Annotated in this window: 16 protein-coding genes; 12 read left to right on the top strand and 4 right to left on the bottom strand. The window is 42.5% G+C overall.

Annotated features, from left to right (window positions below):
* Positions 1-101 precede the first annotated feature (101 nt).
* From Bovatus_RS16645 to Bovatus_RS16695, 10 genes are all read left to right on the top strand, one after another.
* Positions 102-3,107 carry a SusC/RagA family TonB-linked outer membrane protein gene (locus Bovatus_RS16645; RefSeq protein ID WP_004298107.1) on the top strand — a complete coding sequence of 1,002 codons (3,006 nt, stop codon included), beginning with the start codon at positions 102-104 and terminating at the stop codon, positions 3,105-3,107.
* Positions 3,107-4,642, top strand: coding sequence for a RagB/SusD family nutrient uptake outer membrane protein (locus tag Bovatus_RS16650; RefSeq protein WP_004298108.1), 1,536 nt, complete (start codon positions 3,107-3,109; stop codon positions 4,640-4,642). The genes Bovatus_RS16645 and Bovatus_RS16650 overlap by 1 nt, the downstream gene beginning before the upstream one ends.
* Before the next feature lie 31 nt (positions 4,643-4,673).
* Positions 4,674-6,164, top strand: coding sequence for a glycoside hydrolase family 30 protein (locus Bovatus_RS16655; RefSeq protein WP_044919071.1), 1,491 nt, complete (start codon positions 4,674-4,676; stop codon positions 6,162-6,164).
* Positions 6,165-6,186: 22 nt separating this feature from the next.
* Positions 6,187-8,184, top strand: coding sequence for a DUF5125 domain-containing protein (locus Bovatus_RS16660; RefSeq protein ID WP_004322519.1), 1,998 nt, complete (start codon positions 6,187-6,189; stop codon positions 8,182-8,184).
* A gap of 180 nt (positions 8,185-8,364) precedes the next feature.
* A complete protein-coding gene (locus Bovatus_RS16665) occupies positions 8,365-10,617 on the top strand; it encodes a glycoside hydrolase family 3 C-terminal domain-containing protein (protein ID WP_004298111.1) in 2,253 nt (750 codons plus the stop codon).
* Positions 10,618-11,036: 419 nt separating this feature from the next.
* Complete coding sequence (locus tag Bovatus_RS16670) at positions 11,037-11,441, top strand: hypothetical protein (protein WP_004298116.1); 405 nt, start codon at positions 11,037-11,039, stop codon at positions 11,439-11,441.
* Positions 11,429-11,779, top strand: a complete 351-nt coding sequence (tnpB, locus tag Bovatus_RS16675) for an IS66 family insertion sequence element accessory protein TnpB (RefSeq protein ID WP_004296723.1) — start codon at positions 11,429-11,431, stop codon at positions 11,777-11,779. The genes Bovatus_RS16670 and tnpB overlap by 13 nt, the downstream gene beginning before the upstream one ends.
* Before the next feature lie 86 nt (positions 11,780-11,865).
* A complete protein-coding gene (gene tnpC / locus Bovatus_RS16680; protein WP_052587919.1) occupies positions 11,866-13,431 on the top strand; it encodes an IS66 family transposase in 1,566 nt (521 codons plus the stop codon).
* Between the two features lie 969 nt (positions 13,432-14,400).
* Positions 14,401-14,889: a hypothetical protein gene (locus Bovatus_RS16690; RefSeq protein WP_004298120.1), complete on the top strand. Its 489-nt coding sequence runs from the start codon at positions 14,401-14,403 to the stop codon at positions 14,887-14,889.
* Between the two features lie 233 nt (positions 14,890-15,122).
* Positions 15,123-16,571 carry an ATP-binding protein gene (locus Bovatus_RS16695; RefSeq protein ID WP_004298122.1) on the top strand — a complete coding sequence of 483 codons (1,449 nt, stop codon included), beginning with the start codon at positions 15,123-15,125 and terminating at the stop codon, positions 16,569-16,571.
* A gap of 92 nt (positions 16,572-16,663) precedes the next feature.
* On the opposite strand, the gene Bovatus_RS16700 is transcribed toward Bovatus_RS16695, so the two are convergent.
* The 4 genes from Bovatus_RS16700 to dapB all read right to left on the bottom strand — a co-directional run bounded on the left by Bovatus_RS16700 (position 16,664) and on the right by dapB (position 20,651).
* Positions 16,664-17,302: a WbqC family protein gene (locus tag Bovatus_RS16700; RefSeq protein ID WP_004298125.1), complete on the bottom strand. Its 639-nt coding sequence runs from the start codon at positions 17,300-17,302 to the stop codon at positions 16,664-16,666.
* Positions 17,303-17,382: 80 nt separating this feature from the next.
* Complete coding sequence (gene lepB, locus Bovatus_RS16705; RefSeq protein ID WP_004298127.1) at positions 17,383-18,324, bottom strand: signal peptidase I; 942 nt, start codon at positions 18,322-18,324, stop codon at positions 17,383-17,385.
* 42 nt (positions 18,325-18,366) lie between these two features.
* Entirely contained in the window at positions 18,367-19,851 is a 1,485-nt protein-coding gene (gene lepB, locus Bovatus_RS16710; protein ID WP_004298128.1) for a signal peptidase I, read from the bottom strand.
* 35 nt (positions 19,852-19,886) lie between these two features.
* Positions 19,887-20,651 (bottom strand): 4-hydroxy-tetrahydrodipicolinate reductase, encoded by a 765-nt coding sequence (dapB, locus tag Bovatus_RS16715; RefSeq protein WP_004298130.1) that lies wholly within the window; start codon positions 20,649-20,651, stop codon positions 19,887-19,889.
* 83 nt (positions 20,652-20,734) lie between these two features.
* On the opposite strand from dapB, the gene Bovatus_RS16720 reads away from it, so the two are divergent.
* Positions 20,735-22,018 carry a DUF2851 family protein gene (locus Bovatus_RS16720; protein WP_004298132.1) on the top strand — a complete coding sequence of 428 codons (1,284 nt, stop codon included), beginning with the start codon at positions 20,735-20,737 and terminating at the stop codon, positions 22,016-22,018.
* A gap of 111 nt (positions 22,019-22,129) precedes the next feature.
* Positions 22,130-22,690 carry a hypothetical protein gene (locus Bovatus_RS16725; RefSeq protein ID WP_004298133.1) on the top strand — a complete coding sequence of 187 codons (561 nt, stop codon included), beginning with the start codon at positions 22,130-22,132 and terminating at the stop codon, positions 22,688-22,690.
* The last annotated feature ends 78 nt before the right edge of the window (positions 22,691-22,768 follow it).

The raw sequence follows: 22,768 nt of genomic DNA on the forward strand, positions 1-22,768 counted from the left end.
GCTCACTTTAATTTCTTTATACTTTTGATCTGTGCTTCGAAGGTAATGAGAACAGCTATTACGGACGAGCATCTATTATTAACTTTAAAATTTTAGTACGCATGAAAAAGAACAAGCGAAAAATCCTTTCGGGGAGTCGCAAGATTTTCTTTGCTATCTTGGCAATGTTTTTATCTTTGAGTGCATCTGCACAGCAATTTACCGCGTCCGGTCAGGTCCTGGATGCTCAAAAAGAACCACTAATTGGTGTTAGTGTACAAGAAAAAGGTACATCTAACGGGGCAATTACCGATTTGGATGGTAACTTCACATTAAACGTTAAACAAAATGCCATTTTGATATTCTCTTACGTGGGCTACAAATCACAGGAGATAAAGGCAGCCCGCCAGATGAAGATCACACTTCAAGAAGATAATGAAGTGCTCGATGAAGTAGTGGTGATCGGTTATGGTTCGGTGAAGCGGAAAGATGTGACTACCGCTATCTCTTCCGTATCTACCAAAGATTTGGATATGCGACCTATTGTGTCGGCAGGACAGGCCATTCAAGGTAAGGCAGCCGGTGTTTCGGTGATTCAGCCTAACGGTACGCCGGGAGGTGAAATGTCTATCCGCGTACGTGGTACTACCTCTATGAATGGTAGTAATGATCCGCTGTATGTGGTGGACGGAGTGCCTGTAGACAATATCAAATTCCTTTCTCCGAACGATATTGAAAGTATGCAGATTTTGAAAGATGCTTCTTCAGCATCTATTTACGGTTCGCGTGCTGCCAACGGAGTCATTCTTATTACTACGAAAGCCGGTGCTTCCGGAAATGCAAAAGTTTCTCTGACAGCCCAATTCGGATTGAACAAAGTGGCTGATAAAGTGGAGTCCTTGAATTCGGCACAATATAAAGAACTGCAGGATGAAATCGGACTGGTATCTTTGCCGGATGGATTGCCTGACCGCACCGACTGGTTTGACGAAACGTATACGACCGGAAAGACTCAGAATTATCAGGTAGCTGTATCCAATGGTAACGAGAAGATGAAATACTATCTTTCTGCAGGCTATCTGAAAGAACAGGGAGTGTTGGACATCTCTTATTACAAGCGTTACAACTTCCGTGTAAACCTTGAAAATCAGGTCCGTAAATGGTTAACGATTAGTGCCAATATCTCTTACTCAGACTATACAAGTAATGGAGGTGGAGCAATGGGAACAGGTGCGAATCGTGGTGGTGTTATTCTGGCTGTTATCAATACACCAACTTATGCACCGGTATGGGATGCTTTGAACCCAAATCAGTATTACAATAATTTCTATGGAGTCGGTAATATTACAAATCCATTGGAAAATATGGCACGTGCGAAAAATAACAAGGATAAGGAAAACCGCTTACTGGCATCGGGTAATATATTGTTGACTCCATTCCCGGAGCTGAAGTTCAAGTCTACTCTTACTCTTGACCGTCGCAATGCCGTTAATACCACTTTTCTTGATCCGATTTCTACTGCCTGGGGACGCAATCAGTATGGTGAGGGCTCGGATAATCGGAATATGAACACAGTTTTGACATTTGATAATGTGCTGACTTATAATAAAAATTTCAAGAAACATGGCTTGGAAGTAATGGCTGGTTCGTCATGGACGGATTCAGACTATTCAAATAGTTGGATCAATGGCTCTCACTATCGTAGCGACCTGATTCAGACATTGAATGCTGCCAATAAAATATCCTGGGATAATACAGGTACGGGTGCGTCTCAATGGGGGATTATGTCATTTTTCGGACGTGTAGCTTATAACTTCGATAGTAAATATCTGCTAACAGCTAATCTTCGTGCCGATGGCTCTTCTAAATTACATCCCGATCATCGTTGGGGCGTATTTCCCTCATTTTCTGCTGCCTGGCGTATTTCTTCGGAGAAGTTCATGGAGAACCTGACATGGATTGACGATTTAAAGTTGCGCGGTGGCTGGGGACAAACAGGTAACCAGTCGGGTATTGGTGACTATGCATATTTGCAGCGTTACAATATTGGTCGTATCGAATGGTTCAAGAAAGGCGGTGAAGGTGATTCGACTGATTACGCAAATGCTGTTCCTACCATTAGTCAGGCAAATTTACGTACATCTGATTTGACATGGGAAACCACGACACAGACCAATATAGGTCTGGATCTGACCATATTGAATGGACGGTTGACGTTTAATGCAGACTATTATTATAAGAAGACCAAAAACATGTTGATGAATGTATCATTACCTGCTGGTGCCGCGGCAGCTACGTCTATTGCCCGTAACGAGGGTGAAATGGTAAATAAGGGTTTTGAGCTTTCTATTAGTTCGAAGAATCTTCGTGGAGGAGCATTTACATGGGATACAGACTTCAATATTTCTTTTAACCGGAATAAATTGACAAAACTGGAATTACAGAAAGTTTATTACGATGCTAAAACAGCAGATGTGGTGAATGATTATGTGGTACGTAATGAACCGGGACGTGCTTTAGGAGGTTTCTACGGTTATATAAGTGATGGGGTAGACCCTGAAACTGGTGAATTGATGTATCGTGATTTGAATAATGATGGCAAAATATCATCTTCTGACCGTACTTATATCGGTGATCCGAATCCAGACTTCACTTATGGTATGACTAATACGTTTTCATGGAAAGGCTTTAATTTAAGTATCTTTATCCAAGGTTCTTATGGTAACGATATTTATAACGCTTCGCGTATTGAAACGGAAGGAATGTATGATGGCAAAAATCAGTCAACCCGTGTCTTGAACCGATGGAAGATTCCGGGTCAAATTACAGACATGCCTAAGGCTAATTTCAAATTACTCAATTCTACCTATTTTGTAGAAGATGGTAGTTATCTAAGATTAAAGGATGTTTCCTTGTCATACAACTTTAAAGGTAAACTGTTGAAGAAATGGGGAATTACCCGCCTACAACCTTACTTCACGGCTACTAACCTGCTGACATGGACCAGCTATTCGGGAATGGACCCGGAAGTAAACCAATGGGGAAACAGCGGTACGGTACAAGGTATCGATTGGGGTACTTACCCCCATTGCAGATCATACGTGTTTGGTATTAATGTTGAATTCTAATGAAAGGAAAGATTATGAAACTAAGAACTATATTTTATGGATTAACCTCTGGTTTGCTATTGGGGCTTTCTTCCTGTTCGCTGAATTATGAGCCATTAGACACCTATTCGGATGTGACGGAAGGAGTGACAAGTGATGGTACGAAAATTGTATTCAAGGATAAAGCGGCAGTTGAAAGCCATTTGACAACGCTTTATAATCAAATGCGTGACCGTCAGGAACACTGGTATGTGGATTTACTTCTTATTGCAGAATCACATGCCGACAATGCCTATGCAGGAACTACAGGAGCAGAAGTTGTTCCGTTTGAGAATAACTCTATTGAAGGTTCAAACTCTGTATTGGAACGGGACTGGAACCGGTATATGGAAGACGTTGCCCGCGCTAATATCTTGATTTGTAATATTGACGCAGTGACAGATAATTCGTTGACTACTGCCGAACGTGCTCAATACAAGGCAGAAGCAAAGATATTCCGTGCCATGATAATGTTCGACATGGTACGTCTGTGGGGGGATTTTCCAGTGATTACCACCGTAGCAGAAGATATTACCTCTGATAATATTGAGGATGTATATCCGCAATATTTCCCAGAACAGAATACGGAACTTGAAGCTTATCAGCAGATTGAAAGAGATTTATTGGACGCTGTGCAGTATGCTCCGGATAACACACCGGGGAATAAAACTTTGTTTACCAAATCTGTAGCCCGTACCTTATTGGCTAAGATTTACGCCGAGAAACCTTTACGTGATTATACGAAAGTTATCCAATATTGTGATGAGGTGAAAGCTGACGGTTTTGATCTGGTGGATGATTTCAGTGATTTGTTTGGGATGAATGCTGCGGGAACAGATGCGAAGATGCGTAATACGAAAGAATCGATTCTTGAAGCACAATTTACTCCCGGAGCAGGTAACTGGTGCACATGGATGTTCGGTCGTGATTTGGTAAATTGGAATAACAATTTCACATGGGCGAAATGGGTGACTCCATCACGTGACTTGATTAGTACTTTCAAACAGGAAGGGGATGAAGTTCGTTTCAAAGAATCTGTTGTTTATTATGATTGTGGTTGGAGCAACTATTATCCGTCTGATAATTATCCGTTCATGTATAAATGCCGTTCGGCGAATAGCAGCATCATTAAATATCGCTATGCCGATGTACTGTTGCTGAAAGCAGAAGCCCTGATCATGCAGGATACACCTGATTTGGAAGGAGCAGCCGATATTATAGATGAAGTTCGCGATCGTGCCAAATTGGGAGCACTTTCTTCTTCTACCCGTTCAAATAAAGATGCATTGCTGAATGCTTTGCTTAAAGAACGCCGGTTGGAACTGGCTTTTGAGGGACAACGCTGGTTCGATTTAGTCCGTCTGGACAAGGTAGAAGAGGTGATGAATGCTGTGCATGCGAAAGATTCAGGACGCAAAGCGCAAGTTTACACTTATGATAAGAATTCCTACCGTTTGCCTATTCCACAATCGGTAATCGACGCGAATGATAAGATTCATCAGAATCCGGGTTATTAATTCAACTAAAAAACATAGAAAACTTAAGATTATGATAGACATGAGAAATATAGCATTGACTTTTTTAGGATGTTTCACCATATTAGCTGCATGCAGCAACAGTGACGATGCGGAAAAACCTGTGGCACCCATTCCCACCGGAGATGTGACTATTTATTCCACCACCAATAGTCTGACTCGCGATTTGACTCGTGATGCCGTTAATTTCAGTTTGAAAGATAACTTGGCGCCTACTTCCATTACATTGAACCCGACTGAACAATATCAGACAATGGACGGCTTTGGCGTAGCTATCACAGGTGCTACCTGTTTTAATCTTCTGCAAATGAAACCGGAAGACCGCCATGCTTTCCTGACGGAAACGTTCTCTGATGACAAAGGCTTCGGATTTAGCTATATCCGTATCTCTATTGGTTGCTCGGACTTCTCATTGAGTGAATATACTTGTTGTGATAAGAAAGGTATTGAAAATTTTGCTCTACAGAGTGAAGAAAAAGAGTATATTCTGCCTATTCTGAAAGAGATTCTGGACATCAATCCTTCTATAAAAATTATTGCCGCACCTTGGACATGTCCAACATGGATGAAGGTGAAAAGCCTCACAGACCTTACTCCATTTGAGTCATGGACAAACGGTCAGCTCAATCCTGCCTATTATCAGGATTATGCCACTTATTTTGTAAAATGGGTGCAAGCCTTCAACGCTGAGGGTATTGATATCTATGCCGTAACTCCACAGAACGAACCGTTGAATCGTGGTAATTCCGCTTCACTTTATATGAGTTGGGAAGAACAGAGAGACTTCGTAAAAACAGCACTTGGTCCTAAATTCAAAACAGCCGGATTAGCTACGAAGATTTATGCATACGATCATAATTATGATTATAGCGATATTGAAACAGAAAAGAACTACCCCGGTAAGATGTATGAAGACCCGGCTGCTTCCCAATATCTGGCCGGAGCTGCTTATCACAACTATGGCGGCAACCGCGAAGAACTTTTGAATATGCACAAAGCTTATCCTGAAAAAGAACTTCTTTTCACGGAGACTTCTATCGGAACCTGGAACAGCGGACGCGACTTGTCGAAACGATTGCTGGAAGATATGAAGGAAGTTGCATTGGGTACAATCAATAACTGGTGTAAAGGTGTTATCGTATGGAACCTGATGCTTGATAATGACCGTGCTCCTAACCGTGAAGGCGGTTGCCAGACTTGCTACGGAGCAGTGGATATCAGTAATAGCGACTATAAGACAATTATCCGTAACTCACATTATTATATCATCGCTCATCTTTCAAGTGTAGTGAAACCAGGAGCCCTACGTATCGGTGCCACAGGTTATGCCGACAGCAATATCATGTATTCTGCTTTCGAGAATCCGGACGGAACATACGCTTTTGTCCTGATGAATAACAATGAAAAGACCAAGAGAATAACCTTTAGTGACGGCAAGCGCCATTTTGCTTATGATGTTCCTGGCAAATCTGTGACTTCCTATCGTTGGGCAAAGTCGGAATAAGAACCTTAAAACGATCAAAACAATGAAAAAAAATATTTATATCATATTAGCTATGGCAGGAATATTATCCATGAATTCCTGCAGTGATGACGAATTCTTGCCCGGTAGTCCGAGTATGGAAATCAAAGCGGAGAATGCAGATGCTCTTTTTGGTGACAGTCTTCCGTTTACGATTAAAGCTTCGGACGTGGATGTACCTCTTTCTACCTTGAAAGCACAGCTTTTTTATGGAGAAGAACAAGTGTCCGAAACGGTCATCCGTACAAAGACAAGCGGAAACGATTATACTGGTAAAATCTTCATTCCTTATTATGCTAATATTCCTAATGGAAAGGCAACCTTGAAATATATTCTTCAGAATATTCACTTTACTACAACAGAAATGACGAAAGAGCTCGCTCTGGCACGACCGGACTTTCCCTATCTGACATTAGTGGATGAAGAGGGAAAAGAGTACCGGATGGAACGGCAATCCATGTACCAGTATAGCGTGACAGGAGATTTTTCTCAAAAGATGAAGGCATATATCAAAACTCCGAAAGTGGGAGAGAATGGCAACGAATTGACTTTCGGTTGGGACAATGGGACGATTGAAACCGGTTCAACTAACTCTATCTCTTTTTCTAATACGGAACCGGGGAGCTATGCTATTAAATTTAATACGTTGACTTATGAAGCAGAGCCATTTGCTAAATTGAAGGTGAACGGTGAAGACATGGAGCTGGTAGAGAATGATATTTATGCAATCAAACTCGCTTTGAAGAAGAATGATATTCTAACGTTTGAAGGGGTACCTGATTATGATAATTGGTGGATAGATCAGGATTATTTTGAGAAGCAGGAAGATGGAACATTGAAATTCCTTCCGATTGATGGAAGTTACCAAATAACGGCAAATGGTAAACTGAAATATTTCTCTGTCATTGCTTTGAAGAATGGTGAGGCTGCCAAGTTGCAGGAAGATGGAACAGGTGCTATCTGGGCTATTGGAACAGGAATCGGCAAGCCATCGGTTGCACTTTCTGAAGTAGGATGGACTCCGGAAAACGGTCTGTGCATGCCGCAGCTTACTGCGAAAAAGTATCAACTGACATTCATAGCCGGAGTAACAATGAAAGTGGATGATATCAACTTTAAATTCTTCTATATCAATAAATGGGACAATGGCGAGTTTAAAGGAGATGCTATTTCTACAACGAGCGAATTGGTTAAAATCTCTTCAGACGGTAACCTGGGACTGCAAGAAGGACAGAAGTTCGAAAGAGGAGGCATTTACAGATTTACAGTTGATGTAACAAAAGGCAATACCAAGGCTGTGTTGACAGTGGAGAAAGTAGGGAAGGTAGATTTACCCGCACCGGATATCTTCTTTGGTAATAGTAAGATGGAGGTGACAGATACTGATATATATAAGTCGGATCAGGTGTTTACACGTGGTCAAATGATAACTGTCACTGGCATTGATAATTTGAATGAGTGGTGGATTGATCCTGACTTCTTTGAGAAACAAAGTGATGGGACATTGAAGTTTCTTCCTATTAATGGAGATTATCGGGTGACAGCTAATGGTATCTTGAAATATTTCTCTGTAATAGCTTTGAAAGATGGTAAACCGGCCAAATTACAAGATGACGGAACAGGTGCAATTTGGGCTATCGGGAAAGGAATCGGTAAACCTTCTGTTACATCTTCCGAAGTGGGCTGGGAGACAGGTAAGGCTCTCTGTCTGGCACAAGTTGCTCCTAAAAAGTATCAGCTAACCTTGAAAGCCGGGGAAACACTGAAGACTAGTGGTGACTGGGAGGCGATTAGTTTTAAGTTCTTCTATCAAAATGATTGGGGAGGAGAATTCAGTAATTATGCAAGTAATACTTTAGTGGAACAGCTTAAACTTACAGGCTCCGGAAACTTGGAAATGCAGGATAATAAAGCATTTGAAGAAGGAGGTGTTTATCGATTTACCATTGATGTCACGAATGGTAATGCTAATGCTATTCTGAAGGTTGAGAAAATAAATTGATCTGAAGATTGATATCGGATTTTTATTGAAACTATCCTGAAAGGGTGTAATAGTACCCTTTCAGGATTCATCTTAGACTGAATAACGTAAAAAACATTAATAAACTCATCCGCAACTAGGAAATATTCCCCATTTGAGAGTCTATATAAATAAAGTATGAACTTATTTCTTATATCATAAATGAACATGAAATTCAAAGCAATGTTACTTGGCTTGTCTGTGATAACTGCGCTGCCTGCCTTTGCGCAGAAGCCGGTGTATCTGGATACTGGTAAGCCTATTGAAGAGAGAGTGAAAGATGCATTGAACCGGATGACCCTTGAAGAAAAGGTGAAGATGATTCATGCACAGTCTAAATTTAGTTCGGCAGGCGTTCCCCGCCTCGGAATTCCCGAAGTATGGGCTACCGACGGTCCTCACGGTATCCGTCCGGAAGTGTTGTGGGATGAATGGGATCAGGCTGGATGGACAAACGATTCCTGTATTGCCTATCCGGCACTGACGTGTCTTTCTGCTACATGGAATCCCGAAATGTCGCATCTTTATGGAAAAAGTATCGGTGAAGAGGCACGTTACCGCAAGAAAGACATCTTGTTGGGTCCCGGTGTGAATATCTACCGTACTCCCTTGAACGGACGTAACTTCGAGTATATGGGAGAAGACCCGTATCTGTCCGCCACTATGGTGGTGCCTTACATCAAAGGTGTACAAGAGAACGGGGTAGCTGCCTGTGTGAAGCATTATGCCTTGAACAATCAGGAGTTCAACCGTCATACCACCAATGTGCAATTGAGTGATCGTGCTCTTTATGAAATATACCTGCCTGCTTTTAAAGCGGCTGTCCAGGAAGGTGGAACATGGTCGATTATGGGCTCTTATAATCTCTATCAGGGAGAGCACGCCTGTCACAACAAGCGCCTGCTTCGAGATATTCTTCGCGATGAATGGGGCTTTGATGGCGTCGTAGTGTCCGACTGGGGAGGTGTGCACAACACCGAACAGGCTATTCATAACGGCATGGACTTGGAGTTTGGTTCTTGGACGAACGGACTGTCTGCCGGAACGAGAAATGCGTATGATAATTATTACCTTGCTTTTCCTTACCTGAAACTGATAAAAGAGGGTAAAGTAGGAACAAAGGAACTGGACGAAAAGGTTAGCAATGTCCTTCGTCTGATTTTCCGTACTTCAATGGACCCGCACAAACCATTCGGCTCTTTAGGTTCTCCCGAGCACGGGCAGGCCGGACGTGAGATAGCTGAAGAAGGAATTGTGCTGTTGCAGAACAACGGTAACGTATTGCCTATCGATTTGAATAAAGCGAAGAAAATCGCAGTGGTCGGTGAAAATGCGATAAAGATGATGACTGTGGGCGGTGGTAGTTCTTCTTTGAAAGTGAAATATGAGATTTCTCCATTGGATGGACTGAAAAGCCGTGTGGGTTCAAAAGCGGAAGTGGTGTATGCCCGTGGATATGTCGGCGATCCGACAGGAGAGTATAACGGTGTGAAAACCGGTCAGGACTTGAAAGACAACCGTTCGGAAGATGAACTGCTCGCTGAGGCTTTGCAAGTGGCTAAAGATGCCGACTATGTTATCTTCTTCGGTGGCTTGAACAAGAGTAATCATCAGGATTGTGAAGATTCGGACCGTGCTTCTTTAGGTTTGCCTTACGCGCAGGATAGAGTGATAAGCGAACTGGCAAAGGTGAATAAAAACCTGATTGTTGTCAATATCTCCGGCAATGCAGTGGCTATGCCTTGGGTGAATGAAGTGCCTGCTATTGTTCAGGGTTGGTTCTTGGGTTCGGAAGCCGGAACAGCTCTTGCTTCTGTATTGGTGGGAGACGCTAACCCTTCAGGGAAACTTCCTTTCACCTTCCCTGCAAAACTGGAAGATGTAGGTGCTCATAAACTGGGCGAATATCCCGGTAATAAAGAAGAGCTGGCACAGTCTAAACATAGAGGGGACACCATTAATGAAATCTATCGGGAAGATATTTTCGTAGGTTATCGCTGGGCGGATAAAGAGAAAATCAAACCGCTGTTCCCGTTCGGACACGGATTGAGCTACACTACTTTCGCCTATGGAAAACCCTCGGCCGACAAGAAGACAATGACAGCAGATGATACCATCTCTTTCACGGTCAATGTGAAGAATACAGGCACTCGTGAAGGTCAGGAAGTTGTTCAGCTTTATATCAGTGATAAGAAATCCTCTCTCCCTCGTCCGGTAAAAGAGTTGAAAGGTTTCCAAAAAGTGAAACTGGCTCCGGGCGAAGAGAAAGCGGTAACGCTGACGATTGATAAGAAAGCATTGAGCTTCTTCGATGATGCCAAGCACGAATGGGTGGCCGAACCGGGCAAATTTGAGGCAATCATCGGTAGTTCATCCAGAGATATTAAAGGTATTGTACCATTTGAGTTGAAATAGGTAGATGTTTGGTTAGAGATCTTTTTTTAGGAGATGAAGGCGGTTCCGGGTACAGGAGCCGCCTTCTTTGTTTATAGTCGGGATAGAACTTACTACCATTCACCCTTAATTTGTATTATCTTCCCATATAGGAAAAAGTAGCTTTAAGTTTGATGAGAAAAGGATAAAATCCAATTTGTCCACAAACTGTGGACGATTTGCCAGTTCCGTACAGAATCGAATAATTTTTCCCACTGGATATTTATTTCCCACCTTTTCAACTCCCCTTTCACCTTTTCTCTGTTTCCTCGATGAATAAGGAGTTTACGGGTGAAGGGCAACAACTTCACTATCTCTTCACCAGGTAAGCGTCTCCGCGATTCTATCTTGTCGCCCTTTTTTCATTCTTATATTTTTGCTATGTATAAAAATGAAGCATTATGGATTTAGCAGAAAATCGATTTGGAAAAACTTGGAAACATTTCCTTGAAGTATTGAAAGTAGACTACAATTGTTCTTTAGCCGATGTTTGCCGCGATCAGCATACCACTTTTGGTGGTATGAGTTCCTGGATGTCCAGACGGGGCTATAGCGTTAAACAAGCCAAGGCAGATGTGGTCCGTGATTATTATGGCGGCGTTGAACCCTCCCAACCGACAACTTCCTCTCCTTCATTCACTCAAATAGCACCCGCCATGTTGTCGGAAGAAGAGTTTAGTCTTGCCGGGATCACAATCACCTTTAACAGTGGAACCACCATTTCGGTCAAACGGGCCACACCCGGTGGTGTTATTAAAATGTTGCGCGATTACGAAAGAACGGAGGGAGATCCATGTATTCTCTAACATCAGCCAATCGCTACTATCTGTACCAGGGCTTTGTTCGTATGAACCTTGGCATTGACGGTTTATTCAAAATTATACGATCGGAAATGAAGGACTTGTCTCCCGTTTCCGGAGATATCTTTTTATTCTTTGGTAAAAACCGACAAAGTGTAAAAATACTGCGTTGGGATGGCGATGGCTTTCTTCTGTACTACAAGCGCCTCGAAGGTGGAAGTTTTGAGTTACCGACATTTAACCCCAATACAGGCAATTACGAGATCTCTTATCAGGTTTTGTCTTTTATCTTAAATGGAGTGTCATTAAAGTCTGTACGGTTGAGAAAACGTTTCAGGATCTAATTCAACATTCTGATTATTAGTTATTTGTGCTAAAGATATCATCCGGTTTATTTGGCCAATTCGTTGATTTTTTATATCTTTATGCCATGAAAAAGGATGAGATCATAGAGTTATTGAAGGAACAAATCAAGGGATTACGAGATGACAACAACAGACTCTTGGACCAAATAGATGCTTTGATAAAGGAGGTTTCTTCCCTTAAAGAGGCACTCCTTCAAAAAGGCGAATCTCTTAGCAAGCAACAGCGCCTTACTAAGGGACTCGCCAAACTTGTATCCAACACATCCGAACAGCAACAGGCTCCCCAATCTGCCATATTCGAAGAAGAGCGGCAGAAGATAGAAGCGGAAAAAGCAGATAAGCGTAAAGCAAGAAAGAACAATGGGGCCAAACGTGACATGCATTATGAGATGGAGGAAGAAGAACATGTCGTTTATCCCGATGATCCCGATTTTGACATCAATAAGGCCCGGTTGTTTACCACTGTTCCCAGAATATGCGTCCGCTATGAATGTGTACCCATGCGCTTCATCAAGCATGTCTACAAGATACACACCTATACGCAAGAAGGTCGCCTGTTTGAGGGAAAAACACCGGCTTCGGCCTTCTTGAATTCCAGCTATGACGGTTCATTTATTGCCGGATTGATGGAATTACGTTATATACAATCGCTACCTGTTGAAAGAATCATCAACTACTTCGAGAGTCATGGCTTTACGCTGAAGAAACCTACGGCTCATAAGTTGATAGAGAAAGCCTCAAACCTCTTCGAAAATCTTTATAAGTGCATCCGGCAGACAGCTTTGAGTGATCCTTATAAGGCAGCCGATGAAACCTATTACAAAATACTCGTCCCAGAAAAGAACAGCAAGGGAAAAGGAGTCAGGAAGGGATACCTTTGGGTGGTTGTCGGCATAAACACCAGGATGATATACTTGCTCTATGATGACGGCTCCCGGTCTGAAAGAGTTATTCTTAACGAATTAGGCAGTTGCAAAGGTATCATACAAAGCGATGGTTACTCACCTTACCGGAAGCTCGAAAGCGATGCTTATCCCAATATCACACGCATCCCGTGCTTGCAACATATAAAACGGAAATTTATAGATTGCGGTGAGAAGGAGCCGGATGCAAAAAGAATCGTGGAGCTGATAAACGCACTTTATCAAAACGAGCATAAGCATAAAGTTGGGGTTGAGGGATGGACGGTAGAACAGAATCTTATGCATCGAAAAAAGTATGCGCCGGACATACTCGGAGAAATAAAAGATGTGCTTGATGAAATAGAAGAACGGGGGGATTTATTACCTAAGAGCGAACTGCAGGAAGCCATTACCTATCTTCGCAATGAGTGGAATGCAGTGGTGGACATCTTTAATTATGGTGACACTTATCTGGACAACAATATGGTTGAACGGATGAACCGGTACATATCCTTATCTAGAAAAAACTCATTGTTCTTCGGCAGCCATAAGGGGGCCGAACGAGGCGCCATACTCTATACGATAGCACTCACTTGTAGGATGCATAAAGTGAATCTATTTGAGTATCTCACGGATGTGATAAACAGAACAGCCGAATGGCAACCGAACACACCAATTGAAAAATACAGGGAACTGCTTCCTGACAGATGGGAAAAGGCTAATGACTAAAAAGGGATCATTAGCCTTTTTATTTTAATACACTATATAGAATCGCGGAGACGCTTACTTCACCAGTAGCGATTAGTTTCAAGAATTGTTTCAAGGCTTGAAACAATCCGTTTCTCGGTGTGAAACACTTCGTTTCCCTGCTTGAAACACTTTGTTTCAAGGCTTGAAACTAATTGCGAAATAGCTTTATTAATCTTGCTCAATGGTGTACGAGTTTGAGGCAGTCATCGGTAGTGCATCCAGAGATGTGAAAGGTACTGTGCCGTTGTTTTAAGTATTAATATTTGAGTTATAGGCTATTAATACTTTGTATCTAGGTTATTAATACTTGAGTTGTTGGATATATATACCCAAGACGTAGGATATATATATCCAACGTGCAGGATATATATGCCCAATACATTGGATATATATACCCAACAAATTGGATGTATACACTCATTTATATGATGTAAGCATCTCCACAGTGCTATCTTGTCATTTATCCCTCGGCTTTTTATCTTTGTGAAGGAGGTGAAAGATGGTTCTTTCTGTATTTTACATCCTCTTTCACCATAAGATTTTGATTTATAGTCATTCAGCTAAAGGTGAAACCGGTGAACCTTCAAAATGAATCTTATAGTTGCAAGTAGGCTTTAGAAAGTTCTGTCTTAAGCTTATTGCTGTAAACTTCAATTAATACTGATTTTCTTTTCTCTTTTCTGATTTTATATTCTATCTTTGCAATGCTCTTTATCAAAATCCACAGCAGGGAAACTGCTGTATCTAGTGTGGCAAGCTTTTTTTATGCTTGTCCCATTTTCCTATATGGCGGTTTCGCACCCCCATGTAGGATGTTAATGCACCTACTGCCTGTTGTGGATGGTGAAGAGCAATGGGACAGGCGGAACCGCTTCTTTTATTCCTTAAAACTACCTTTCTGTATCGCCCCATTAAACTTAATTTATTCACCATTTAATTAAAATTCTTATGGAAGAAGTTTTAAGCAATCAGCAGGCCCGTCCGGGGGACGCGACGCAACTCATGCACGTTATCTTTTCATCCGATGATGAAATGATGGCTTTTTATCTGACTCTCAATCGTTTTATGAATCCTGAAAGCTATCTGGTGGAACGAACAGACCGAAAGAGACTGGAGGATTTAGCTAATACGCTTTATAGTAATGTGGCGGCCTTTGAAGCCATCCGTACTTATAAGTCGATAAGTGTGAAAGAGGTGATTAGAGGATTCGGCGCGCACATGATGAATACGCAAATCTCCAATACCAATCGTTTCCAGAGTGCTGATGCAGTGGGAACGTTAATGAATTGTATACTGAATACCACTAAAAACAGTTGGCAATTTAAAAAAATGGATCGGAATAACAATATACATCTTCAGAATGTACGATACTTATTGAATCGGTTGGATGCGGCAGAATCTAATGAAGAGAAGAATCGTGAAGAAGTAGCGGTATAAACAGCTTTATAGAGCTCATTTAGTGATTATGGTTTAGTTGAGAGTATGATACGGGATTATAGTATTATGATGTATGATGCTATCGCTAAACCTTAATCACCTTTTAAGAAGATAAAGGTGGTTTCATTTTTCAATATACCTATTGTGTGAACTGTCTTGGTAGGGAAGTAACTTGTTTCTATGCTACTATCTTACAAAAAAAAGAGTACTTTTGTGAATCAATAATATATGGTATGAAAATAGATAATCTTGAAGATATAAAAAACCTGATTGTTCAGACTGAAAATGAACAACTGGAATTTAAAGAAACCACCGGACAGTTGGAGCGAGGAATGGAAACACTTTGCGCTTTCCTTAATGGAGAAGGTGGAACGGTTTTATTCGGTGTTACTGACAAAGGGAAAATAATCGGACAAGAAGTTGCTGATGTAACTAAAAGGTGTATTGCGGAAGCTATTAACAGATTGGAACCAACAGCCACAGTGCAAGTTTCTTATATACCTGTTTCAGATAGCAATAAAAAGATAATAGCCCTTTATGTCGATGATTCAAGGTTAAATCGTCCGTTTTGCTATAAAGGTCGTCCTTATTATCGTGTAGAAAGCGTGACGTCAATTATGCCGCAAGCGGTGTACAACCGATTGCTGATGCTTCGTGACGAAGCGAAATACCGTTGGGAATTGTTTGAAAACACCAAACTCTCTATACAGGATATGGATGAGAATGAGATTTTAAAAACGGTGAGGCTTGGAATAGAATGTGGTCGTCTACCAGAGAACACGGGGAACAATGTTGCCGTTATTTTAGAGAGATTCGGGTTGCTGGCAAATGGTGTATTAAACAATGCCGCAGCCATACTGTTTGCTAATCGGGAACTGATAGAATATCCACAATGCCTCTTGAGATTGGCACGTTTCAAAGGAACGGATAAAATGATCTTTATGGATAATCAGCGCGTGCAAGGTAATCTGTTCAAATTGCTTGATGCAGCAATGGCCTTTATATTTAAGCATCTTTCTCTGTCGGGTACAACCGAAGGGTTGGAACGAGAAGAGCATTTGACGATTCCTTATAAAGCTATACGGGAAGGGGTTGTCAATTCGCTTTGTCATAGACAACTTCGAACTCCTGGCGGCTCTGTAGGAATAGCTATCTATGATGATCGTGTGGAAATCGAAAATCCGGGTACATTCCCTCGTGATTGGGATATGGAAAAGATGAAATCCGAACATTGTTCAGAACCACAGAATCCTTTAATTGCCAATGTGCTTTACAGACGTAAATTATTAGAGAGTTGGGGGCGTGGTATAAGTTTAATGACGAAAGAATGTCAAAAAGCAAACTTGCCAGAACCGGAATTTGAGTTATCTAATGGTTTTGTGAAACTTATTTTCCGATATGGGGAGGATAACCGCATAAGTACCGTACAAGTACCACATAAGTACCACATAAGTACCATACAAGTTCAGACTCTATTAAATGTTATTGAGTATAGCACATATTCCGTTAAGGAAATGATGGAACTTTTAGGCTTGAAAAATCGTAGTTACTTTTCAAAAGAATACTTAAGACCCGCTATTGAAATAGGAGTGCTAGAACCTATTTTCCCGGAGCAACTGAGAAGTCCAAAGCAGAAGTATCGCCTGACTGAAAAAGGAAAGTCTTTAATAAAGAAAGGATAACAAATGACAAGAAATGCAGTAATGGCATTACTGTGAGATATTCGGTAATTATAAAGACTTATGTAACTTTACATTCCGATAGAAAAGTGAGGTCATTGTTTGCCCAGTACCAACAGACTTTCCGGTCCCATATTGAACAACAGGTCTATGATACTCAAATTAGGCAGGAAACCCAGTTTGGACTCAAAAACCTGATAGTAAGGTTGTGGGACAAATTCTGTATCTACTTCCCTGAAATCCTTTTTCGGATGAATTACTTCCCGAAAATCGGATTCTCCGGGAGCAAACTCCATCTTATATTCGGAAGTGCGCTCAATGGTGGGGTGAATATCAATCAACTCACAGACCATCCGGCAGAGTTCTTCGTTGAAATCGATTAAAAACTCGTATTTCTTTTCATAGAAGGGGCGGAAGTCGTCCTTGTAGTACTCAAAGAAAGGAGTATTGTTGTAGGCCGATTCGATGGCGTTCCAATGTAGATGTCTCCAGTTGCCGTGGTCGGAGATGCGGATATCTTTCATCGGACACTTCAATGTGTCGGGTTTTACGGTTGGGATAGAAAGGGCTAACTCACCCGATGGGCCGGCAATGGTGCACCGGTTGCGGTAGGTTTGTTTTATATAGTGGTCGTATTGTTCTACAAATACCTTGTCATAAGCCAGTAGTTTGGTATAATATTCAACGGGAGCGAGATAGGCTGAAGATAAATAAGCGATGTTCATTTCTTTCATTTTAATTCGTTTAGGAGGCTCTGTTATTAAGGATATTATGAGATATTATGAAGGGGGTGTTTCTTTTATGATCCGGAAGATCATTTCACTGTTCTGAAGAAACGCCTCCATCGATATCCGTCAAACAACCCTGTTTCTTTTTCTTTGGAGAACCAAATAATGGAGGCTTTTCCGATGATATGGTCTTGCGGGACAAATCCGAAGAGCCGTGAATCGGAGAAGTTGACGGTATTGTTAGACCCCATCCAATAGTAATCTTTGGTGAAATAACAGTGTTGTGTGGGTTTTCCGTCCACGTATAGAGTGTCGTTCTTTATTTCTGCCTGTTTGCCTTCGTGCATCACGAGGGTATTCCGCAGCAAGGTCATGTTCCAGAGATAGACCCGGATAAATTTCCCTTTTCCGGGGACAATCAGCGGATTTGGTTCGGCATCTTCTTTGTTTGACAAAGGTTGAACGAAGCTCTCTTTCCCATTCATGGCCTGTTCCAACAGATAATATTCGTAACGGCTGAAACTGCGCACATGGGTGCTGTCATTACTTCCCATCAATCCGTCGTTGGTGATGGAAAGAGTATGCATGAGTGACGTAATCAGATTTTCTTTTGAAGCGGGGTACGAATAAAGTCTTTTCTTATCCGGATTAAACTGTGCCTCCGGAGAAATAACGGAGAAAAGAGAATCGACCAACAACGTATCTCCCGGAACTCCGAGACAACGGCTGATATAGATTTCCCGGCGGTCGATGACAGGTTGCCGGATTCCGGCAGGATTATTGAACACTACGATTTCTTGCCGACGTACAGGACTCTCACACCAGCGATGATAAGAGAAAAGCGACATGAAAGGAACCCGCAGCCCGTAACTCCATTTGTTGACGAGGATACGTTCACCCTGAAAAATGGAATTCTCCATGCCGGTGGAAGGGATAAGGCAGGACGTGAAAGCAAATCCCCGGAGCAGAAGCACTACGACTACTGCTCCGGCAAATGCTAGTATCCATTTGAATTTACGAATGTTCATCAACTTTTATCACCTTATCACTCTATTCTATCCGTACACTTATCAGTCTACCCACTTGAAGAGGCGGTTCCAGCGAATCTTGCCGTCGAACCATCCACGGTCTTTGTCAAGCGATAGCCATACAACAATCGGTTTGCCCACTACGTGATCTTCGGGTACAAAACCCCAATAACGGGAGTCGGCGGAGTTGTGACGGTTGTCACCCATCATCCAGTAATAATCCATTTTGAAGGTATACTCGTTGGTCTTTTCACCATTGATGTAGATACCGTCCGGTTTCACTTCCAGCTTATTGCCTTCGTAGGCTACGATGCAACGCTCATAGATAGGCAGGTTGTCTTCTGTGAGGGTAATGGTAGCTCCTTTGGCAGGAATCCAGATCGGACCGTAATTGTTGCGGTTCCATTTGGTATAAAGATTGAGCGGATACATCTGTCCGGCATAATCTTCGGGTTCCATTACTATTTTGCTGATTAGCTTTTTGTTGCCCAAAAGCGTTTCATACATCTTCTTGGTTAGCGGGAAATGATATACCGGATTCAGTTTGCCCTGTGCATTCCGGCTGTCCAGTCCCATTTCCAGCAGTCCGCTTTCCCAGCCGGAGTCTTCTATCAGCATGGTGTCGTCCTTGCTGATACCCAGTTCACGAAGCATATCTTCGGGAATGTACGGACCAGTGGTTTGTACGAAATAGTTGAATTGCAGGTTTTCGGGGTTCTCAATCGCTTTACCGTCAATCATCACCTGTCCGTCTACAATCTGAAGGGTGTCACCGGGCAGGCCGACACAACGCTTCACATAATTCTCGCGACGGTCTACCGGACGCCAGAGGACTTCTCCGTAAGTACGCGGGTTGTTCATTATCTGTTTACGTCCGGCAGCATAGTACAAATCATAGATGGCACGTTGCTGAGCGCGTGTCAGACTATCCATTTCAATCTGTTTGGAATAGATACGTTGTCCTTCGCCGTAAGCCAGCGTATAGAAGTCCGTTGTCTGTTGGTAGTTCACTGCTACCGTATCTCCTGCGGGGAAGTTGAAGACAACAATGTCATTCAGTTTCACTTTGCCGAAGCCTGGTACCCGTTTGTACTTCCATTGTGGCCACTTGATATATGATTTAGTATTGAAGACAGGCAGTGTATGCTGCGCCAACGGCATGGAAAGGGGAGTGTTCGGTACGCGGGGACCGTAACTCATCTTGCTCACATACAGGAAGTCGCCCACCAGCAATGATTTTTCCAATGAAGAAGAAGGAATCTGATAATTCTGGAAGATGTAGATATTGACGAAGTAGACAGCAACCAACGCAAACACGATGGCGTCTACCCAGCTCATGATACTGCGGACAGCCGGATTCTTCGACTTCTTCCAAAAAGACCAGGGAATTTTCTTTGTGATATAAATATCGAAAATGAAAGGAACAACAATCAATCCCCACCAACTCCGTACCCAGATAAGGAAGATGAGGTAAAGTAGAATAGCAGTGGCACATTTGATCCATTGTGCGCGTGTGGCTTGTCTCATAATGTTATATTTGTTTAGAACTAGCTTCTGATATTTTAGTCATTCAAGAACGGGAATAAATCACTCATACCCAAAAAACCTTCGTGTGTGGCAGTATATTCGGCTGCCAATACGGCTCCCAATACAAACCCGCCGCGGCTCTTGGCATCGTGGGTGATAGAAATGGTGTCTACATCGGACTCATAACGGATGGTATGAAGTCCGAAAACTTCACCCTCACGGATGGAACTGATAGGAAGTTCGTTAGGAGCACAATCGTTGGTTCCGCTAATGGTTCCGTCCGGCGCAAGGAAAGTTCCTTTCACCCATTTGTCTTTACGGTCTATCTTTTCCAGAATACCTTCCGCCAGTGTAATGGCTGTTCCGCTGGGGGCATCCAGCTTGTGGATATGATGTGTCTCGCTCATGGTGACATCATAAGCAGGGAACTGATTCATGATTTTAGCCAGATACTTGTTGAGAGCGGAGAAGATGCTGACTCCCAGGCTGAAGTTGGACGACCAGAAGAGTGTTTTGCCCTCTTCCGTGCAGAGCTTCTTGATTTCTTCGCCGTGCTCGGTCATCCATCCGGTACTGCCCGATACCAGTTTCACACCGGCTTTGAACGCTTTCATATAATTGCTGTAAGCTACCATCGGATTGGTAAACTCAATGGCCACATCGGCCGATTTGAATGCTTCCGATTCGAAGTCATCCTGATTATTGATGTCAATGATGCAGACGATTTCATGTCCGCGACTACGGGCAACCTTTTCTATCTCTTTGCCCATCTTTCCGTAACCGATCAGTGCTATTTTCATTGTTTTCTGACTTATATTCAAAATAATAGTCGCAAAGATAAGATTTTTATTACATTTGCAGCGCACATTAACGTCTTGTTAACATGGAACATCTTCTCCACTACGTGTGGAAACATAAATTATTTCCCCTGAAAGTACTGCAAACCACCAACGGCTTACCGGTAGAAGTGATTGACCCCGGTCTGCAAAACCCCAACGCCGGTCCCGACTTTTTCAACGCGAAACTAAAGATTGACGGCGCCTTATGGGTGGGAAACATCGAAATACATACACATTCTTCCGACTGGTTTCGCCACGGACATCATTCTGACAAAGCATACGACTCTGTGATTCTCCATGTAGTGAGTGAAGCAGATACGGAAATAACCCGTACCAACGGTGAACAGATACCGCAACTGTTACTGACTTGCCCGGAAAATGTGCGATTGCATTACCATGAACTTTGTGTAGCCGATCAGTATCCGGCTTGCCATCCCATCCTTGCCTCTCTTCCCAAACTTACCATTCATTCCTGGCTGACCGCTTTGCAAACAGAACGTTTGGAGCAGAAAGCCCGATTAATCACACAGCGTCTCGCGCTTTGTAACCGTAATTGGGAAGATGCATTCTTTATCACCCTTGCCCGTAATTTCGGTTTTGGCTTGAATGGGGATGCTTTCGAAACGTGGGCGGGATTACTGCCGTTTCGTGCGCTGGATAAGCACCGGAATGATTTGTTTCAGATAGAGGCTTTTTTCTATGGTTTGGCGGGATTGTTGGAAGAAACGTTTCTGAAAAAGGAACAGGAAGACGAGTATAGTCTCCGTCTTTGCAAGGAGTTCCGTTATTTGCAGCGGAAGTTTGAAATCGGGCAGGGGATGGACGCTACGTTATGGCGTTTTCTACGGCTTCGTCCGGAAAACTTTCCGCATATTCGCTTGGCGCAATTAGCTTATCTCTATCAGAAAGGGGATAAGTTGTTTTCACGTTTGTTGGAAGCGGAAACTCTGGCGGATGTGAGAACCTTGCTGGATGCCCGTACGTCTCCCTATTGGGAAAATCATTATTTATTCGGGCGACCGTCTTCACAAAAGGAGAAGACGATGGGAGAGCGTTCCAAGGATTTGATTATCATTAATACAGTGGTTCCTTTTCTTTATACATACGGTCTGCATAAGACAGATGAACGAATGTGTGAACGTGCCGGACGTTTTCTGGAAGAATTGAAGGCGGAGAGTAATCATATTATCCGCTCGTGGAGCGATGCCGGGCTTCCGGTTGTCAGTGCGGCGGATAGTCAGGCATTGATACAGTTGCAAAAAGAGTATTGTGATAAGCGAAAGTGTCTGTACTGTCGCTTCGGTTATGAATATCTGAAACATACATAGATTCGGGAAATTGATTATATAGACGCAAATATTTAGTTCTTAAAATAACCAAGATGCCAAACTTGTCATTATCTTTGCGCCGTCAATTAAACTCTTAATTTGTATAGTGTTATGAGAGCTAAAAAGTTTGTATGCTGCTTGCTGGCTATGCTGCTGTTCGCCGGTGTTTCGTTTATCTCCTGCGGTAATAGTTCCAAGGCAAAAGCCGATAGTGAACTGACTACGCAAGACGGTGAAGATTTCAAATCATTTCTGGATAAATTTACTTCCAGTGCAGCCTTCCAGTATACTCGTGTCAAGTTCCCATTAAAGACCCCGATTACTTTATTGGCAGATGACGGCGAAACCGAAAAGACGTTCCCTTTCACTAAGGAAAAATGGCCGTTGCTGGATAGCGAAACCATGAAGGAAGAACGTATCACCCAGGAAGAAGGGGGAATCTATGTCTCCAAGTTTACGCTGAATGAACCGAAACACAAAATCTTTGAAGCGGGCTATGAAGAGTCCGAAGTGGATTTGCGTGTCGAGTTCGAATTGCAGGCTGACGGGAAATGGTATGTGGTGGATTGCTATACAGGCTGGTATGGATATGACTTGCCGATTGGGGAGTTAAAACAGACTATTCAGAATGTGAAAGAAGAAAATGCCGCATTCAAAGAAATACATCCGTAGAGATAAGTATCAATATCAAGTATTAAGTATCAAGTATTAGCCAGTCATTTAATACTTAATACTTGATACTTAATACTT

The sequence above is a fragment of the Bacteroides ovatus genome (genome assembly GCF_001314995.1).
GTDB lineage: Bacteria > Bacteroidota > Bacteroidia > Bacteroidales > Bacteroidaceae > Bacteroides > Bacteroides ovatus.

What these genes read in the sequence shown, in the direction of transcription:
- Bovatus_RS16645 (WP_004298107.1), top strand. Translation starts at nt 102, where the DNA reads ATGAAAAAGAACAAGCGAAAAATCCTTTCGGGGAGTCGCAAGATTTTC.
- Bovatus_RS16650 (WP_004298108.1), top strand. Translation starts at nt 3,107, where the DNA reads ATGAAAGGAAAGATTATGAAACTAAGAACTATATTTTATGGATTAACC.
- Bovatus_RS16655 (WP_044919071.1), top strand. Translation starts at nt 4,674, where the DNA reads ATGATAGACATGAGAAATATAGCATTGACTTTTTTAGGATGTTTCACC.
- Bovatus_RS16660 (WP_004322519.1), top strand. Translation starts at nt 6,187, where the DNA reads ATGAAAAAAAATATTTATATCATATTAGCTATGGCAGGAATATTATCC.
- Bovatus_RS16665 (WP_004298111.1), top strand. Translation starts at nt 8,365, where the DNA reads ATGAACATGAAATTCAAAGCAATGTTACTTGGCTTGTCTGTGATAACT.
- Bovatus_RS16670 (WP_004298116.1), top strand. Translation starts at nt 11,037, where the DNA reads ATGGATTTAGCAGAAAATCGATTTGGAAAAACTTGGAAACATTTCCTT.
- tnpB (WP_004296723.1), top strand. Translation starts at nt 11,429, where the DNA reads ATGTATTCTCTAACATCAGCCAATCGCTACTATCTGTACCAGGGCTTT.
- tnpC (WP_052587919.1), top strand. Translation starts at nt 11,866, where the DNA reads ATGAAAAAGGATGAGATCATAGAGTTATTGAAGGAACAAATCAAGGGA.
- Bovatus_RS16690 (WP_004298120.1), top strand. Translation starts at nt 14,401, where the DNA reads ATGGAAGAAGTTTTAAGCAATCAGCAGGCCCGTCCGGGGGACGCGACG.
- Bovatus_RS16695 (WP_004298122.1), top strand. Translation starts at nt 15,123, where the DNA reads ATGAAAATAGATAATCTTGAAGATATAAAAAACCTGATTGTTCAGACT.
- Bovatus_RS16700 (WP_004298125.1), bottom strand. Translation starts at nt 17,302, where the DNA reads ATGAAAGAAATGAACATCGCTTATTTATCTTCAGCCTATCTCGCTCCC.
- lepB (WP_004298127.1), bottom strand. Translation starts at nt 18,324, where the DNA reads ATGAACATTCGTAAATTCAAATGGATACTAGCATTTGCCGGAGCAGTA.
- lepB (WP_004298128.1), bottom strand. Translation starts at nt 19,851, where the DNA reads ATGAGACAAGCCACACGCGCACAATGGATCAAATGTGCCACTGCTATT.
- dapB (WP_004298130.1), bottom strand. Translation starts at nt 20,651, where the DNA reads ATGAAAATAGCACTGATCGGTTACGGAAAGATGGGCAAAGAGATAGAA.
- Bovatus_RS16720 (WP_004298132.1), top strand. Translation starts at nt 20,735, where the DNA reads ATGGAACATCTTCTCCACTACGTGTGGAAACATAAATTATTTCCCCTG.
- Bovatus_RS16725 (WP_004298133.1), top strand. Translation starts at nt 22,130, where the DNA reads ATGAGAGCTAAAAAGTTTGTATGCTGCTTGCTGGCTATGCTGCTGTTC.